This window comes from Halorubrum salinarum, from assembly GCF_013267195.1.
Taxonomy (GTDB): domain Archaea; phylum Halobacteriota; class Halobacteria; order Halobacteriales; family Haloferacaceae; genus Halorubrum; species Halorubrum salinarum.
Genome location: NZ_CP053941.1, coordinates 1977061 through 1994146, shown reverse-complemented (window position 1 = coordinate 1994146; position 17086 = coordinate 1977061). Strand labels below are relative to the sequence as shown.

Annotated in this window: 15 protein-coding genes; 10 read left to right on the top strand and 5 right to left on the bottom strand. The window is 72.0% G+C overall.

What is annotated here, in order from left to right; translation table 11 throughout:
• The first annotated feature begins 111 nt into the window (after window positions 1–111).
• The gene (locus HPS36_RS10145; protein WP_173230051.1) at window positions 112–2832 is read left to right on the top strand and encodes an AAA domain-containing protein; all 2721 of its coding nucleotides are present in this window, start codon (window positions 112–114) and stop codon (window positions 2830–2832) included.
• A gap of 10 nt (window positions 2833–2842) precedes the next feature.
• Here the strand turns inward: HPS36_RS10145 and HPS36_RS10140 are convergent, their stop codons facing one another.
• Both HPS36_RS10140 and HPS36_RS10135 read right to left on the bottom strand, forming a co-directional pair.
• Window positions 2843–3559 carry a DUF47 domain-containing protein gene (locus HPS36_RS10140; RefSeq protein ID WP_173230050.1) on the bottom strand — a complete coding sequence of 239 codons (717 nt, stop codon included), beginning with the start codon at window positions 3557–3559 and terminating at the stop codon, window positions 2843–2845.
• 93 nt (window positions 3560–3652) lie between these two features.
• Window positions 3653–4699, bottom strand: a complete 1047-nt coding sequence (locus HPS36_RS10135; RefSeq protein WP_173230049.1) for a phosphoribosylaminoimidazolesuccinocarboxamide synthase — start codon at window positions 4697–4699, stop codon at window positions 3653–3655.
• 169 nt (window positions 4700–4868) lie between these two features.
• Between HPS36_RS10135 and HPS36_RS10130 the strand changes: the two genes are divergently transcribed.
• The gene (locus HPS36_RS10130) at window positions 4869–5504 is read left to right on the top strand and encodes a tRNA (cytidine(56)-2'-O)-methyltransferase (protein ID WP_173230048.1); all 636 of its coding nucleotides are present in this window, start codon (window positions 4869–4871) and stop codon (window positions 5502–5504) included.
• A gap of 11 nt (window positions 5505–5515) precedes the next feature.
• Here HPS36_RS10130 and HPS36_RS10125 read toward each other — a convergent pair whose 3' ends face one another.
• Window positions 5516–7069, bottom strand: coding sequence for an ATPase domain-containing protein (locus HPS36_RS10125; RefSeq protein ID WP_235681695.1), 1554 nt, complete (start codon window positions 7067–7069; stop codon window positions 5516–5518).
• A gap of 73 nt (window positions 7070–7142) precedes the next feature.
• On the opposite strand from HPS36_RS10125, the gene HPS36_RS10120 reads away from it, so the two are divergent.
• Window positions 7143–8645 (top strand): PAS domain-containing protein, encoded by a 1503-nt coding sequence (locus HPS36_RS10120; RefSeq protein WP_173230047.1) that lies wholly within the window; start codon window positions 7143–7145, stop codon window positions 8643–8645.
• 16 nt (window positions 8646–8661) lie between these two features.
• Here the strand turns inward: HPS36_RS10120 and HPS36_RS10115 are convergent, their stop codons facing one another.
• Window positions 8662–9627 carry a hypothetical protein gene (locus HPS36_RS10115; protein WP_173230046.1) on the bottom strand — a complete coding sequence of 322 codons (966 nt, stop codon included), beginning with the start codon at window positions 9625–9627 and terminating at the stop codon, window positions 8662–8664.
• A gap of 150 nt (window positions 9628–9777) precedes the next feature.
• Here HPS36_RS10115 and HPS36_RS10110 point away from each other — a divergent pair, with 150 nt between their 5' ends.
• The 6 genes from HPS36_RS10110 to HPS36_RS10085 all read left to right on the top strand — a co-directional run bounded on the left by HPS36_RS10110 (window position 9778) and on the right by HPS36_RS10085 (window position 14949).
• The gene (locus HPS36_RS10110) at window positions 9778–10302 is read left to right on the top strand and encodes a transcription factor (RefSeq protein WP_173230045.1); all 525 of its coding nucleotides are present in this window, start codon (window positions 9778–9780) and stop codon (window positions 10300–10302) included.
• Window positions 10302–10997 carry a DUF2110 family protein gene (locus HPS36_RS10105; protein WP_173230044.1) on the top strand — a complete coding sequence of 232 codons (696 nt, stop codon included), beginning with the start codon at window positions 10302–10304 and terminating at the stop codon, window positions 10995–10997. Before HPS36_RS10110 ends, HPS36_RS10105 begins: the two co-directional genes overlap by 1 nt.
• A 13-nt stretch (window positions 10998–11010) precedes the next feature.
• On the top strand, window positions 11011–11790 hold the full coding sequence (locus tag HPS36_RS10100; RefSeq protein ID WP_173230043.1) for a DUF5803 family protein: 780 nt from the start codon (window positions 11011–11013) through the stop codon (window positions 11788–11790).
• A 75-nt stretch (window positions 11791–11865) separates the two neighbouring features.
• On the top strand, window positions 11866–12564 hold the full coding sequence (locus HPS36_RS10095) for a competence/damage-inducible protein A (RefSeq protein WP_173230042.1): 699 nt from the start codon (window positions 11866–11868) through the stop codon (window positions 12562–12564).
• A 597-nt stretch (window positions 12565–13161) separates the two neighbouring features.
• The gene (locus HPS36_RS10090; protein ID WP_173230041.1) at window positions 13162–14289 is read left to right on the top strand and encodes an ATP-NAD kinase family protein; all 1128 of its coding nucleotides are present in this window, start codon (window positions 13162–13164) and stop codon (window positions 14287–14289) included.
• Window positions 14290–14385: 96 nt separating this feature from the next.
• Window positions 14386–14949 (top strand): maltose acetyltransferase domain-containing protein, encoded by a 564-nt coding sequence (locus HPS36_RS10085; protein ID WP_173230040.1) that lies wholly within the window; start codon window positions 14386–14388, stop codon window positions 14947–14949.
• 4 nt (window positions 14950–14953) lie between these two features.
• Here the strand turns inward: HPS36_RS10085 and prs are convergent, their stop codons facing one another.
• The gene (gene prs, locus HPS36_RS10080) at window positions 14954–15814 is read right to left on the bottom strand and encodes a ribose-phosphate diphosphokinase (protein WP_173230039.1); all 861 of its coding nucleotides are present in this window, start codon (window positions 15812–15814) and stop codon (window positions 14954–14956) included.
• A gap of 167 nt (window positions 15815–15981) precedes the next feature.
• Between prs and HPS36_RS10075 the strand changes: the two genes are divergently transcribed.
• Window positions 15982–16638 (top strand): HVO_0476 family zinc finger protein, encoded by a 657-nt coding sequence (locus HPS36_RS10075; protein WP_121562733.1) that lies wholly within the window; start codon window positions 15982–15984, stop codon window positions 16636–16638.
• Window positions 16639–17086 lie beyond the last annotated feature (448 nt).

The window sequence follows — 17086 nt, the reverse complement described above, 5'->3', positions numbered from 1 at the left end:
GCGTGGGGGTCCCGAGCGCAAGAGCGTGTCGGTGCCGGGCGAACGCGGGGGCGACGGCCGACGCGCGCCGACCACCGACAGCGTTTTTCGCCGCCGCCGCCGAGCGAGGGCGTGAACGTTCGGGGGCCGATCGTCTCCGTCGGGGAGGCGCGGACGGTGTCGACGTCGTACGGCGAGCGCGACCTCCGCGAGGTGCGGGTCCGGCCGGACCGCGGCGCGGGCGACCCGGTCGACGTGACGCTGTGGGGGAAGTGGACGGAGACGGCCGAGCACGCGGATCCGGGGATGGAGCTGCTCGTCACCGACGCGGAGGAGGACGAGTACCGCGGCGAGACGGGGTACGCGACGACCGACGAGTCGTGGGTCGTCCTCCAGCCCGACTTCCTCGTCGACGTGACGGGGATCCGGTCGTGGGTCCAGTGCCCGCGGATGTACTACCTGAACAAGCTCTCCGGGATCCCGCTCAACTACCCGGTGGTCAAGGGGACCATCGTCCACGAGGTGTTCGGCGACCTGCTCCGCGGGATGGAGCTGGAGGCCTCCGTCGCGGACCGCGTCGCGGAGGCGGGGCTCGAACTCGGCCTCCTCGGCTACGAGACCGCGGAGGTCGAAGACGAGGTGCGCCGCAACGCCGCCGCGATCGAGGGGTGGCTCGCGCAGGGGACGCTCTCCGACGACGACACGTGGCGCTCGGAGTTCAGCCTCATCTCGCCCACCTTCGGGCTGAAGGGGCGCGCGGACGCGCTCCGGCGCGGCACGCCCGTCGAGCTGAAGACCGGGAAGAACACCAAGCGGGAGCCGCGCTTCCACGACAAGGTCCAGGCGGCCTGCTACGCGCTCATGCTCGACGAGCGCGGCGTCGACCCGGACATCGGGACGCTGCTGTACACGAAGAACACCGCTCTCGACCGCAACGAGGCGTCGGGCGACCTCGCGCCCGCCAAGGAGTTCACGGTCGGGCGCGGCTTCCTGGAGTTCGTCGTGCGCGAGCGCAACGCCCTCGCGGCGATGGAGTGGCGCGCGCTCAACGACCCCGGCGAGCGCCCGACGGTGCCGACGGGGTACGAGGCGGACGCGACGTGCAGCTACTGCTTCGAGCAGGACGCCTGTATGGTGGTCTCCGGCCGGCTCGACCAGGAGTCGAAGGCGGGGCAGATCGGGACGCCGATCCCCGACGCGGAGCGCGACTACTTCGACCGCTTCTACGTCGCCTTAGAGGAGGAGCGCCGCGAGACCCACGCCGAGTACCGGAAGCTGTGGGAGCAGAGCCCGGAAGAGCGCGCCGCGGACGACCGCGCGCTGATCGGCCTCGAACCGGTCGCGCGGACGGAGATCGACGACGCCCGCTGGGAGCTCCGCGCCCGGAAGCCCGGCGACGCGGTCTCGAAGCTCCGCGAGGGCGACGTGGCGCTCGCGAGCGACGGCGACCCCGTCTCCGGCCACGCGGAGCTCGGCCGGATAACGTCGCTCGGGAGCGACGAGGTGGTCGTCGAGACGGACGAGCCGGTCGAGCTGCGCCGGCTCGACGTGTACCCGTCCGAGATATCGGTCGACCGCTCGCTCACCGCGCTCCACGACGCGGTCCTGAAGGGCGAACCGGACCGCAAGGACGTGCTGTTCGGCCGCCGCGAGCCCGAGTTCCGGGACCCGAGCGAACGACCGCCGGGCAGCCCCGGGACCGACGACCCGGACGCGCCCGAGGCGTACATCGGCAACAACGCGGCCCAGAACGAGGCGGTCGAGCTCGCGGTCGACGCCGAGGACCTGGCGCTGATCCACGGGCCGCCCGGCACCGGGAAGACGTACACTATCGCGCGGACGATCCGCGCCCTCGTCGCGGAGGGGAACCGGGTGCTGCTCTCCGCGTTCACGAACCGCGCGGTCGACAACGCGCTGGAGGCGCTCCGCGACCAGGGGTTCGACGACGTGCTCAGGGTCGGCACCGAGACGGGCGTTCGCGGCGACATGCAGGACGTGCGGCTGGTCCAGCGCGGCGAGCCGAACGCGAAGGCGGCCGAGCTGCGCGACGCGCCGGTCGTCGCCGCCACCACCGCGGCCTGCGGCTCCCGCGTCATGCGCGAGTGCGAGTTCGACGTGGCGCTCGTCGACGAGGCCTCCCAGCTCACGGAGCCGGGGACCCACGCCGCGATCACCCTCGCGGACCGGTTCGTCCTCGTCGGCGACCACGAGCAGCTCCCGCCGGTCGTCCGCGCGGAGAACGACCTCAAGACCTCCCTCTTCCAGCGCCTCATCGAGACGTACCCGGACGCGAGCGTCATGCTCGACCGCCAGTACCGGATGAGCCAGCGCATCCAGGCGTTCGCCTCGGCGGAGTTCTACGACGGCGCGCTCCGGCCCGCCACGCCCGAGGTCGCCGGGCAGACGCTCGCGGACCTCGGCGTCGACCCCGACGCGCTCGCGCCCGACCTGACCGGCGGCGTGGGGTTCGTCGACCCGGACGGGGAGCGCGACGGCAACCGGAACGTCCGCGAGGCCGAGCGCGTCGCCGCGGTCGTCGACGCCTACGTCGCCGCCGGCGTCGACCCCGACGACATCGGCGTGATCGCGCCGTTCCGGGCGCAGGTCGCCGAGATCGGTCGCCGGACCGACGTGACGGTCGACACCGTCGACCGCTTCCAGGGCTCCTCGAAGGAGGTCATCCTCGTCTCCTTCGTCGCCACCGGCGACCTCGACGGGCCCATCTTCGAGGACCACCGCCGCGTCAACGTGGCGCTCACTCGGGCGAAAAAGCAGCTGACGATCGTCGGCGACGCGGACGCGCTCGCCTCCGACCCCTTCTACGAGCGCATGCTCGACTGGGCGCGGCGCTGACGGGAGGTATTCAGTCTCCGTCCGCGTCCGGCGCCGACTCGGCCACGATTCCCGGCTCCTTGCTCGCGATAACGACGATCCGATCGGTGAGGTCCTCGACGGCGTTGGCGAGCTCGTCCAGCAGGATCGCGAGCTCGCGGTAGACGAGGGGCTGATCGATCGTCTCGTCGGCGAACGCGGTCTCGATCGCGTCGTTACGGAGGTCGTCGCACTCGCTTTCTAGGCCGCGGATCGCCTCGATTCCATCGGCCAACGTCTCCGTTCCGTCGGCGCGCGTGAGCCCCCTGACGAACCCCTCGACCACGTCGCCGAGGACCGCGACCATCTCGGCGATCCGGTCCGCCATCTCGCGCATGTCGGCGAACGGCTCGACGCTCGCGTCGGGGCGCATCATCGCCACCTCCTGAGCGATCCGTTCGGTGTGGTTCGCGACCACGTCCAGCTCGTTGTAGAAGTCGAGCAGGGCGGACTCGTTGAAGTTGATCCGCGTGTTCAACAGTCCGATGTCGTCCGGCCCCGCATCAGTGATGAGCGCCCGAACCTCGCGGACGAGGTCGTCGCACTCGCTTTCGACGGCGGCTATCTCGTCGACAGTGTCCCGGTAGGCACCCTCGTCGGCGTACTCGTCGAGGACGCGCGGCAGGAGGACGACGCAGTCGTCGATCCGGTCGAGGTACGCCGCGGTCTGGGTCTCCAACCGCTCCCCGAAGTCGGCCTCGGTGGACATGTCTCCATCCACGCGCGTCGGCGATAAAGAGGTTCCCTCGCGTCCGATCGATGGTGAGGGTCCGCCCCTCGCTTCCCGGCGACCCCCCTGACGTTACAGGCCCTCGGCCGCGTCGAGCGCGGCCTCGACGACGGGCGCGTCGAACCACTCGCGGCCGGTGTAGGCGTTCGTCCCGGCCGCGTACAGGTCGGAGACCGCCTCGACAACCGCGGGAGGGAGTGGGTCGGGAGACTCGTCGCAGAGCTCGCGCCAGTCGTCCGTCTCGCGGCCCGCGACCGACTCCTTCGCTTCCTTCACGGCCGCGACCCAGTCGGGGTCGTTCGCCTTGTACCACTGGCGGACGACCTCCTTCGAGATGCCGCGGCCGCCGTAGGAGAACCGGTTCTCGTCGAAGGTGCCGACCACGTCGGCGACGCGGAGCTCACCGTCGACGTAGAGGCACTCGATCTTGCCGTCCTCGTGGACGAAGCCCGCCGCCTCGGCGCGGTCGGTGACGACGCGGTTCACGTCGCGCGCGAGCGATTCGAGGGCGTCGACGTCGGCGACGCCCGCGACCTCGTCGGCCTCCGCGCGGGTCAGGTAGCGGTCCTGCTGCTCGTACTTCGTCGAGAACTCCACGACCGGCTCGGGGAGGTCGACCGGCTCGTCGGGCCACTCGCCGTCGGCGCCGGCGAGGTCGTCGAGCCCGAAGTCGGCGGGCTCTCTGCGGCGCCGCAGGCTGGACCCGACCGGGACGCGGTTGCGGAAGACGACCTCCAAGGGAACGAGGTAGTTCTCCCCGCCCGCGGCGTGGAAGGCGTCGTAGTCGTAGCCGGCGTGGGGCCCCTCGTACGGGAGGTCGGGTACCTGCGTCAGGTCGATGGCCATCTCCGTCGGCGGGGCGGCCGCCTCGTCGAGCGGGACGACCTCGCCGGAGTCGGGGTCCGCGACCCCTCGGTAGTGGGTCGGGACCCCCTCGCGCTCCAGCAGTTCGAAGTTGAACGCGCCCATCGCGCAGAGGCTCGCGCCCTTGTTCGGGATCGCGTCGGGCATCTGCCCCCAGTCGAACACCGAGTAGGCGTCCGTGAAGACGAACCGACCCCGGCCGAGCCCGTCGGCGGTCGCCGGCTCGTCGACGCGGAACTCCTTGACGCTCGTCATGCCGCATACCGCGACCGCCTCCCACAAGAAGGTTTCAGTTACGTGGTCACCTCGGGTCGTCTCGACAAGTTTCGATCCACGACTGCGGATCAATTCGGCGGGCCGAGAGGAGGATCGCCGGCGCGCTCGCATCGAAAGCGACACCCGGCTCGCCCGCCCAGCCCGTGGCATGAACGATGCGCGCGAGGTCGTCGTCCTCCGGTACGGCCACCGGCCGGGGCGCGACGACCGCATGACGACGCACGTCGGGCTCACGGCGCGGGCGCTCGGCGCCGACCGGGTGATCCTCCCCGACAACGCGGGGCAGTCCGCGGAGACGGTCCGCGACATCACCGACCGGTTCGGCGGGCCGTTCGCGGTCGAACTCCGCGACGACCAGAAGGCGATCGTCCGCGACTTCGAGGGGGTGGTCGTCCACCTGACGATGTACGGCGAGCGCGTTCAGGACGTGGAGGCGGCGGTCCGGAAGGCGGTCGGCCTCGACGAGCCAGAGGTGGTGGGGGAGGCGTCGCCGCCGCGCGACCTCCTCGTCGTCGTCGGCGGCGAGAAGGTGCCGTGGGCGCTGTACGAGCGCGCCGACTTCAACGTGGGCGTGACGAACCAGCCGCACTCCGAGGTCGCCGGGCTCGCGGTGTTCCTCGACCGCCTGTTCGAGGGCGCGGAACTCGACCGCGAGTGGGCGGACGCCGACCGCCGCGTAGTGCCGGAGGCGACGGGAAAGACGGTGGTCGACGCCGACGGGACCTCGGGGACAGCGAGCGGAGCCGAGGGCAACGGGAGCGCCGAGGCCGACGAGGGCAACTGAGTCGGCCCTCGCTACTCGTCGCAGTCGTCGCGGTCGTCGCGGTCGTCGCGGTCGTCGCGGTCGTCGCGGTCGTCGCGGTCGTCGCGGTCGTCGCGGTCCGACCGTCGCAGATCTTCCTCGACGACCTCCGGGGTGCCGCTCAGGATGCCGCGGAGCCCGGACATCGGCTCGCCGACGGTGATCCCGTGTTCGGTGATGCGGAACTCGCGGATCGTCCGCTCGAAGTCGCTGGTCCGCTTTTTCAGGACCCCGATCGCCTTCCGGAGCTCGCCGCCGACCTCGAGGTGGCGGAGGAAGACGATGTTGTCGGCGAGGTAGCTGACGTTCTCCATCGTCGCCCGGAACTCTCCCGTGACGTTCCGCGTCTCGTCGACGAAGACGCCCGTCACGCCCGCGTTCTTGAGGTAGCGGCCGAGCGCGTGCATCTGCTGGAGCATCTGCTCCTCCTCGCCGCGGAGCGTCAGCCGGTAGCCGGAGATGCCGTCGACCATCACGATGTCGGCGCCCTCGCCCTTGACCTCGTCGCGGACCATCCGCGCGAACTCCTGTGGCGACCGCTCTAACGCCTCCACCTCGACCACTTCGAGGGTCCCCTTCTCCAGCATCTCGTCGACCGGGATGTTGACCGCCCGCGACCGCGCGAGGAACGTCCGTCTGGACTCCTCGAACAGGTAGATGACGGACCGTTCGCCCCGGCCCGCGGCCTCCTTCATGAACTGCGTGCTGAGGGTGGTCTTCCCCACGCCGGTCGGCCCGCTCACGATGCTGACGGTGCCGCGCTCGATCCCGCCGTGGAGCAGCTCGTCGACCTCAGGGATGCCCGAGGAGATCTGTTCGAACTCGGCGTCGCCGGCGCGGTTCGACCCGGGCTGGAGCGCGGGGTACACCTCAATCCCGGAGTCGGTGACCCGGTAGGCGTGATCGCCGCTCTGCGTCGACGACCCGCGGAACTTCGGCACGCGGACCGTCTTGCCGTACTGCGCCGCGTCGAGTCGGATCGTCCCGTCGGTGATGAATTCCAGGTCGTCCGTCGGCAGCGAGTCGGTGTTCTGGACGGTGAACAGCACCGTCGCGTCCCGGTCTTTCAGGAACCGCATGAATCCGACCACCTGCTTCCGGAACTGGTAGTCGTCGGACAGCAGGAAGCGGAGCTGGGTCAGCGGGTCGACGACGACGCGGTCCGGGTCGACCTCGGAGACCCCCTCGACGATCCGGTCGGTCAGGGGCTCGCGCTCGACCTCCGAGGGCGCGAACACCTCGTACGACTCGTCCTCGACGAAGGCGTCCGCGCTGGGACTCAGGTCGAGGAAGTCGATCGCGTCGGTGTCGAACCCGAGCGCCGCCGCGTTCGCCTTCAGGTCGCGGAGGTCCTCTTCGAGGTTGATGAAAAGCGCCGTCTCGCCCTCGTCGATTCCGGCCTGAAGGAAGTGGAAGCTCAGGATCGTCTTCCCGCTCCCCGCCTGCCCGCGGACCATGTAGCTCCGCGCGGGGATGAGCCCCCCGGACAGCACCTCGTCGAGCCCGGCGACCCCCGTCGACGCTCGCTCGGATAGCGGTGATGGCATACCACACCAGTCGGCGGCGATCGACATATAAATGAGGTAGTTCTTAGTGAGTGCCGCGCCTCGTAGGAAAGAGATGGACTCGGACTCGGACCCCTCGGCCGACCGCGTCGGCGGCGACGAGTCCGGCGAGCGCGAGGTGCCGCTGACCACCGAGAACGAGCCCCCACTGGCCTCCGCGGGCGACGACGCGACCGTCCTCCTGTTGATGGACGACGACCGCGACCGCGACCTGCTCGCCGAGGCGCTCGGCGACCGCTATCGGGTCCGGACCGAGTCAGACCCCGCCGCGCTCGACGCCGCGTTCGACTGCTGTCTCCTCGACGCGGGCGCGTTCGAGGCCGTCGGCGACGAGCTCGACGCCCGCCGCGAGCGCGCCGACCCGACGTTTCTCCCGTTCGTGCTGTTGGTGAGCGAGGAGTCGCGGGGGCGGCCGACCGAGCGCACGTGGGGGCGCGTCGACGACGTCATCGAGCTGCCGGTCGGCCGCCGGGCCCTGCTCACCCGTGTCTCGAACCTGATCGAGCGCCGGCTGACCTCGCTCCGCCTCAGGCGGACCGTCGCGGACCTGCGGCTCAAGGAGCGGGCGATGGACGAGGCGTCCGTCGGGATCACCCTCGCGCCTGCGGAGGGCGACGACAACCCCCTCGTGTACATCAACGAGGGGTTCGAGACGCTGACCGGCTACGGCGAGGAGCGCCTGGGCGAGGACTGCCGGTTCCTCCAGGGCCCCGACACCTCGGACGAGACGCGCGCGGAGATCCGGGCGGGCCTCGACGAGGAGCGGTCGATCGACGTGGACATCCTCAACTACCGGGCGAACGGGCAGAAGTTCTGGAACCGGCTCCAGATCGAGCCCCTGCGGAACGAGGCGGGCGAGACCACGCACTTCGTCGGGTTCCAGACGGACATCACCGAGCGGAAGATCCGCGAGCGGCGGCTGGAGGTGATGGCCCGGGTGCTCAACCACAACCTCCGGAACAAGATGAACCTCATCACGGGGTACACGGACCTGCTGCGAGACGACCCCGACGAGGAGTCGCGCCGCCGCTCGATCGACGTCATCACCGAGACGGCCACGGACCTCACGGGGATCGCAGAGGCGGTTCAGACGGTCGACGAGACGGTCTCGGCCTCCGCGCTCGACGCGCCGATCGACCTCCGCGACGAGCTGGTCGAGATCCGGAACCGGATCCACAGCCGCTACCCGGACGCCGAGGTGACGCTGTCGTTCCCGGACGACGACCCGATCGAGGTGGCGGTCGTCGGCCTCGCCGTCGCCGTCGCGGAGGCGGTCGAGAACGCGGTGAAGCACAACGACGCGCAGTCGCCGTCGGTCGAGGTGCGCGTCGAGCGGCGCCCCGAGGGGTGGGTCACCGTCGAGGTCGACGACGACGGCCCCGGGATCCCGGACCACGAGACGCAGGTGTTGGAGGCGGGCGAGACCTCGCTGACCCACGCCGATCGCCTCGGCATCTGGCTCATGTACTGGGTCGTGGCGAAGGCGGGCGGCGAGTTCGACGTCGACACCGACGAGGGCGGGACGACGATCCGATTGGAGGTCCCGGCGCGGCCCTGACCCCGGGGCGTCTCGCTTACAGCGCCCGCTTCGAGCGGAGCCGCGCGAGCCGCGTTCTGGCCTCCTGGCGGCTCGTCCCGCGCACGCGGCCCGTCTCGGCGTCGGCCATGGAGACGAGCGAGAGGCGGTCGAGGAGCGGCGGCCAGTCGCCGGCGCCCGCGGCGTCGCCGGCGAACGCGACGGCGTTGCCGAGCCCCTCGCGCTCCGCGGCGCCGGCGCGCGCGACCAGCGCGTCCGCGGCGCGCCGCCCGCCGGCGACGGCGAACCGGTCGCCGACCGTCGCCGGGATCCACGCCGGGAGGAGCAGCAGCCAGCAGAGCACGCCGGCGGCGGCGTACGCCCACGACGGGACGCGCTCGCGGTCCGGCTCGTACCCGTGGATCCGGTTGACGCGCCGGTCCGCGGCGGTGCGGTCCCCGCGGCGTCCGACGAGCAGCGTCGCGAGCAGCGCCGCCGTCTCGACGGCCGCCAGCGCCGGGAGCGTCGCGGTCGCGAGCAGCGCCTGCCGCGTCCGGAGCCGGACGAGCGCGTGGCGCAGCGCGGCGTCTCGGTCGGCCTTCGGGAGGGCGAGCAGCCGCGTCGAGACCACCAGTCGCGACCCGCGGTAGCCGTCCGCGACGGCGACGTTCGCGGCGTCGACGCGGACCGCGGTCACCTCGGGCGGGTCGACGCCGACCTCGGCCGCGAGCGACGCGACGCGGTCGGCGACGAAGTCGGCGCGGCGCTCGTCGAGGTCGGCGTCGGGGAGCCGCGCGATCCGCCTGTCGACGAGGACCGGGCCGAGCAGCGCGGACGCAGCCGGTCCGACGACGGCCGCGGCGAGCAGGCCGCCGACCGCGCCGAACGGGAGCGCGCCGAGCCCGCCGGGGCCGAGCAGCGCGGCGAGCGCGACCAGCGGCACCGCCGCCAACACCGTCGGGACGGCGAGGAGCGCGAGGGCACCGAGCGCGCGTCGCCCCCGCCCGTCCACCGAGTCAGCCATACGGGCGAGTGTGAGCCACGGCCCGTAAAGCTCTGCCGGACCGGCGGGTCGGTCGGCGGCGGACCGGGCGCCGTTCGGCGGGGCGGAGCGGGAGCGTCGCGACCGCGCCTTTCGGAGGTTTTAACCGGATTCCTCCACCAGTTTCCCGTAATGGCTTTTGAGGATCTACTGAACGACCCCGTCATCCAGAAGTACCTCCACGAGCTGGTGGGGCCGACGGGGATGCCGGTCGCGGCCGCGCCGCCCGACGGCGAGGTCACCGACGAGGAGCTGGCCGAGGAGCTCGGCTTAGAGCTCAACGACGTGCGGCGCGCGCTGTTCATCCTATACGAGAACGACCTGGCGACGTACCGCCGCGTCCGCGACGAGGACTCCGGGTGGCTCACGTACCTGTGGACGTTCCACTACGACAACATCCCGGAGAACCTCCAGGAGGAGATGTACCGGCTGCTCGAGGCCTTAGAGGAGCGCGAGGAGTACGAGCGCACCCACGAGTTCTACCTCTGTGAGGTGTGTTCGATCCGCTTCGAGTTCGGCGAGGCGATGGACTTCGGCTTCGAGTGCCCCGAGTGCGGCTCCCCCCTCGACGCGATGGACAACGACCGGCTCCGCGACGCGATGGACCAGCGCATCTCGGCGCTTCGCGACGAGCTCAACGTGGACGTGACCGGCTGATGGTCGTCCTCGCAACCAAGTGCTACGTCGAGGGCGACGCCCGCGACCGCGCGCTCGACGGCATGTACTCGCTCGTCGCCAACGACGTCGGCGAGCTCGACGTCGACTGGCAGGTGGGCGTGCGCGACGACGACTTCGTCCAGGTCGACGTGACCGGCGAGGACGCGCCGGTCGCGCGCAACGTCCTCGCGGAGACGTGGGGCGAGATCGTCGCCCACGACGGCGGGCTCGACGCCGGCGAGGAGTACGTCGGCACCCTCGAATCGTGGGACGACGTGGGGTTCACCCTCGACGCAGGCGTCGACGTGTTCGTGCCCGCCGACGAGCTCGGCCTCGGCGTCGGCTCGCCGGAGCAGGTCGTCGAGCGGTTCGGCCTCGTCCAGCACCTACCTATGCGGTTCGTCTACGGCGGCGACGCCGGCGACCCGGACGCGGAGCCGTCCCGGCTGGCCGACGCCGAGCGCGACCGCCTGTACGACTGGCAGCGCGGCGACGGCCGGGTGAACGTCAACTCGGCGACGCGAGGCGAGACGCGCGCGACGGTGAACCGCGCGGGCCACGCGCAGGATATCGTCACCGTCGAGCGGCTCGGACTGCTGGAACAGAGCATCGTCTGCGCCGAAGGGACCGACCCGCCGGGACTGCTCGCCGCCATCGGCTCGTACCTCCCGGCTGAGATGCGCTGTGTGGTCTAACCGGAGGTAACACGTGAACAGACGCTTCGCGCTCGCGGCGGCGGCGATCGCCCTCCTCGCGGTCAGCGCCGGCTGCCTCGGCTACGCGACCGGCGGCGGCGAGGTGACGAACGAGACGCTGGACGCCGAGCCGCCCCGGGAGTACGACTTCGACACGGACCGCGACGCCGCGTTCGAGCTCTCGACCGACGCGCGCTACACCGTCGTGTACGCGGTCGGCGACAGGGAGGAGATCCGGCTGTACGAGCAGACGCCGTACGCGGGCGACCAGCCGCTCGAGTTCGAGGCGTTCCGGTACCGGTACCCCGACGGCGAGGTGATCACGGGCAGCGAGTTCCGCGCCCGCGGCGGGGAGATAGAGCGGACGACCGACGAGACGTGGATCCGCTTCGCGGACGACATGAGCGGCGGCCGAGTGGCGTTCTCGGGCGCCGGATCGCCGCGCCGGTTCACCATGCGCGCGTACGTCGAGGGGTCGTACGCCGTGACGCTCCCGCCGGGCTTCAGCACCGAGTTCCCGATCGTGGGCCACGTGTCGCCGCGCGACCACGCGGTCGAGACGGTCGGCGACCGCGACCGGATCGTCTGGGAGGAGGTGTCCCGCGGCTCGATCGTCGTCCAGTCGTACCGCGAGGGCGACCTGCTGGTGTTCGGCGTCATCCTCCTCGTGGGCGTGGTCGCCGCGGCGGCGGGGACGCTCTACTTCAGGCGACAGCTGGAGGCGCTCCGCCAGCGCCGCCGCGACCTCGGCCTGGGCGTCTACGACGACGAGGACGACGACGGCTGGCTCTGACGCTCGCGTCGCGTCGAGTCCCGTCCGGTCGCCGCCGCCGCGGTCCTTTTCTACCGCGCGCCGCTTGAACTGGGTATGAACGCCGCCGTCGTCACCGTCGGGGACGAACTCCTCGTCGGAGACACCGAGAACACGAACGCGACCTGGCTCTGCGACCGGCTCGACGCGCGGGGCGTCGCCGTCCGACGGGTGACCGTCGTGCCGGACGAAGTGAGCGAGATCGCGCGCGTCGTGAACGAGTACCACGCCGAGTACGACGCGGTGATCGTCACCGGCGGCCTCGGGCCGACGCACGACGACGTGACGATGGAGGCGGTCGCGGCCGCGTTCGGCCGCGACCTGGCGGCGAACGAGGAGGCGGCCGCGTGGCTCGCCGAGCGGGGGTACAGCGGCGGCGACCTCGCGGCGGAGACGACGCACCTCCCGGCCGACTGCCGCCCGCTGCCGAACGAGGCCGGGGTCGCGCCGGGCGCGGTCGTCGAGTCCGTCTACGTCCTCCCCGGCGTGCCCGGGGAGATGAAGGCGATGTTCGAACTGGTCGAATCGGAGTTCGCGGGGACGCTCACCCACGTGCTCACGGTCGACGTGGAAGAGCCGGAGAGCGAACTGCTCGACCGGTTCGCGTCGCTGCGCGAGCGGTTCGACGTGCGCGTCGGCTCCTACCCGGGCGAGGTCGTGACGGTGAAGATCACCGCCGAGAGCGAGGCGGAGGCCGAGCGCGCGGCGGCGTGGATCCGCGAGCACGCGGACGCGGTCGAGGAGCGGTCCGCCTGAGCGGCCGAGAAGCGATCGGCCGGAGCGGCGGGAGGGCGGTCGGCGAAGCGGGGCGGCCTAGCGGTACAGGTACGCGACCCACACGGCGACGAGCGCGAGGCTCGCGAGCAGGACCGCGCCCGCGGTCGCGCTGATCGGCAACGGCTCCGTCACGGCGGCTTCGAGGATCATGTCTCGCGGTTGTTCTGGGGGCGTCTTAAGTATTGATTCTCCGACGGACGCCGCCGCCACGCGGACGGGGTCTCCGCCGTCGTCGACCAGTCTGGGTGCCGGCGGCGACCGGTCCAAGCCTGTCCGTCGGCGCGGGACCGAGGACGGTCTCGAGACTGCGTCACAGGGGTTCGAAAACGGGACCGGAAGGCGTGGGCGTGTGGCAGCTACCGAGGGAGGGATCCAGTCCCGGTGAGACGAGCGGCTGACGTCGCCGATGGCGGGCTCGTTCCATCGGCGTCTATGACGACGAGCGGACGCCTGTTGGTTCCCGTGTCCGCGTGTTGAGGGGCTTTATGAACCGACCGACCGGGTCGCCGGGGGCGGCCCCCGCGCGCCGCGACCGGACGCGGCTCGCTTAAGAGGCCGGCGCGGTGAACGTCGGGCATGCACGTGGGGATCGCGGTGAATCCTGTCGCCGGCATGGGCGGCCGCGTCGGGCTGAAGGGCACCGACGGGAAGGTGGCGGAGGCGGTCGAGCGCGGCGCGGAACAGCGCGCGCCCGAGCGAGCGCGCCGCGCGCTGGACCGACTGGCCGCGGTCGCGTCCGACGCCGTCGTGTCGGTGGCCGCGGACCCGATGGGCGAGTCCGTCGTCCGCGAGGCCGGCTTCGAGCCGGCGCGGGTCGTCGACCCCTTCGAGGGCGACGCGCCGGGACCGACCGACACGACCGCGGCGCACACGACCGCCGTCGTGCGGGCGTTCGCCGGGCTCGACGGGGACGGCGCGGTCGACGGCGACGGGACCGCCGCTCCGGTCGACCTCGTCTTATTCGTCGGCGGCGACGGCACGGCCGCGGACGTCGCGGGCGCGCTGGAGGGAACCGACGTGCCGATGCTCGGCGTCCCCGCCGGGGTGAAGGTGTACTCGTCGGTGTTCGCGGTCTCGCCGGAGGACGCCGCCGAGGTCGCCGCCTCGTTCTCGCGGACGGAGCGCCGCGAGGTGATGGACATCGACGAGGACGCGTACCGCGAGGGGGAGGTGAGCCCGACGCTGCGCGGCGTCGCGCACGTCCCCGTCGCCGAGGACCTCCAGTCGTCGAAACAGACCGCGAGCGGGACCGTCGAGTCGCTGGCTGAGGGCGTCGCCGCCGACGTTCGCGAGCGCGACGGCGAGGGCGTCACCTTCGTCCTCGGTCCGGGGTCGACCGTGGGCGCGATCAAGGACGAGTTGGGGTTCGAGCCGTCGCCGATCGGCGTGGACGTGTGGCGCGACGGCGAGGTGATCGTCCGCGACGCGACGGAGGCCGAAATCCTCGACGCGCTCGGCGAGGAGAACGTGATCGTCGTCTCCCCCATCGGCGGGCAAGGGTTCGTCTTCGGCCGCGGCAACCCCCAGATCTCGCCGGCGGTGATCCGGCGCTGCGACCTCCGGATCGTCGCGTCGCGGGCGAAGCTGGACGACGTGCGCGCGCTGCGCGTCGACACCGACGACCCCGCCCTCGACGACGAGCTCGCGGGCTGGGTCCGCGTCCGCGTCGGGAAGTTCGAGACGCGGATGATGAAGATCGTCTGAGGCGGGCGGCCGCCGCCCGGCCGCCGCTCAGCCCCCTCTCCGCTCCCGGGCGCGGCGACGGACAGCCCTTTTGTCGCTCGCCGCGCCGGGAGGCGTATGGGACGCGAGAAGGAGCGGATGCTCGCCGGCGAGGCGTACGACCCGTCGGCCCCCGAACTGGTCGCCGACCGGCGGCGCGCGCAGGAGCGCTGCCGCCGGTACAACGCCACCGCTCCGACGGAGACCGACCGCCGCGAGCGGCTGCTCGGGGAGCTGTTCGGCGAGGTCCGCGGCGACGCGACCGTCGCGCCGCCGTTCCGCTGCGACTACGGGTACAACGTCGGCGTCGGCGACGGCTTCTTCGCGAACTACGGCTGCGTCTTCCTCGACGTGGCGCCGGTCGCGTTCGGCGAGAACTGCCTGCTCGGGCCGGGCGTCCACGTGTACACCGCGACCCACCCGATCGACCCCGACGAGCGGGCGGCTGGGGTGGAGTTCGGCGACCCCGTCACGGTCGGCGACGACGTCTGGATCGGCGGGCGGGCGGTGATCACGCCGGGGGTCGAGATCGGCGACGGCGCGGTCGTCGCCGCGGGCGCCGTCGTGGTCGACGACGTGCCGGCGCGGACGGTAGTCGGCGGGAATCCGGCAGAGGAGATCCGCGAGATCGGCGACGGGTGATCCGTTACGGAGAGTCCAGCGCGTCAGCGACGGCGGGCGCGGCGCTGACGACGCTACAGCCGCGCTCGACGGTGTCGCTGCCGACGATCCGGTCGACGCCGGCGGCGCGGAGCTTCGTCACCGCGTTGGCCGCGAGGACCGGGTGGACGCAGGCGGTCAGCACGCTCGCGGCGCCGCGGTCGGTGAGGACCGCGACCGACTCGCTCATCGTCGACCCGGTCGCGATGATGTCGTCGACGACGACCACGTCGCGGTCGGCGACGGGCGCGTCGGAGGGCGACACCGCGACGGCGCCCGTCTCGCGGTCGCGGTGCTTCTCGAAGTAGTCCGTCTCGCCGGCGCCGTAGGCGTCGCGGACGGTGGCGGCCACGTCGATCGCTCCCTCGTCGGGCGCGAGGAACAGGGGGTCGTCGAGGTCGTCGGGAAGGGGATCGGCGAGGGCGCCCGCGGCGTCGACCGCCTCGGCGGGGACCTCGAAGAAGTCGGCGACGGTCGCCTCGTGGGGGTTGACGAGGACGACGCGGTCGGTGCCGGTCGAGATCGCCCGCGCCATCGCGCGGGCCGAGACCGGCTCCCCCTCGCCGAACGAGGCGTCCTGTCGGGCGTAGCCCATATAGGGGACGACGGTGGTCACGTCTGCCGCGCCGGCCTCGCGGACGGCGTCCTGGAGCTGGAGCAGTTCGACCCACGCCTCGTCGGAGTCGGTCGCGGCGACGATCACGGCCTCCTTGGCGTCGAAGTCGGGCACCGCGGCGAGCCCCTCCCCGTCGGGGAACCGGTCGTACGTCGGGGTCGCGAGCGCCCGGTCCGTCTCCGCCGCGAGCGCGGCCGCGAGCTGCTGCGAGCTGGACCCGGGTACTATCATGGGCGACCGTTCCGCGGACTCCGGTAAACCAGTTTCCTTACCGCGCGGCCTCGGCGGCGCGCGCGCGGCCGCGGAACCGCGACGGCGCCGCCGCGCGCCACGCGAGCGCGACCCACACCGCCCCCACAGGGGCGGATATTTACGGGCGCGGCGGGTACGAGCGCCCAATGAGCGACACCGAAGCCGGCGCGCGCGTCGGGCTCCCCTGTCCGTCGTGTTCGCCCGCCGAGCCGACCGTCCACGAGGTCCTGAGCCCGGGCGGGCAGGCCACCGTCCGCTGTACCGAGTGCGACCACACCCACAAGGCCGAGATTCCGGAGGAGGAGACCGTCTCCGTGACCATCGTCGTCTCGCAGGACGGCGACTCGTTCACGACGACGATGGACGTGCCCGCCGAGGGCGACGTGGCCACCGGCGAGGAGTTCGTCGTCGACACCGACGACGCGCTGATGCAGGTGCGGATCACGGGGATCGAACTCGGCCCCGAGAATCGCGCCGAGGAGGCCGACATCACCGACGTGGAGACGCTGTGGACCCGGGCGGTCGACAACGTCGCGGTCCCGGTCACCCTCCACCCGAAGGACGGCGACGCGGACCAGACGCGCTCGCTCCGGGTGAACGTCCCCGGCGACTACGAGTTCACCGTCGGCGAGACGACGGAGTTCGGCGACGAGGAGTTCACCGTCGAGGGGCTCCAGATCCGCGAGGACGCCCCCGAGTACCGCCACGAGAAGCTCGACCACGCCGGCGACCTCGCCTACGCGAAGGACCTCAAGCGGGTGTACGCCCGCGACGAGACGCTCACCGCGTGGTCGGCCTGGTAGGGCGGCCCGGCACCGCGCCGACCGCGGCGCGGTCGACCCGCCCCGTCCGCCCCGGCCGGCGATCCTCACACTAACATAAACAATTATGAAGGATACGCTCCTTATCGGACCCGTGCCACCCGTAGTACACGACTGACGCACGCTCGACGGCGGGGACGACGACCGGTCCCGGCGGTCCGAGCACGCGCGAGGCGACGGAGACCGAACCGGCGACCGACCGATCGGGTCCATCGACCAGTCCGACCGAAGACGGCGCGACCACCGACGCCGAGGATCTCCCGACCGCCGCCGAGGCGGTCGCGAACGCGGCGGCGACGTTCGACCCGTCCGACACCCGGCGGATCGCGAACGGCACCGACCGCTGGAACGAGTACGCCGGCTCGTCGCACTGACGGCGCGGCCGGATCCTTTTATTCGACGGCGCGACTACCGACGAGCGGCCGATGAC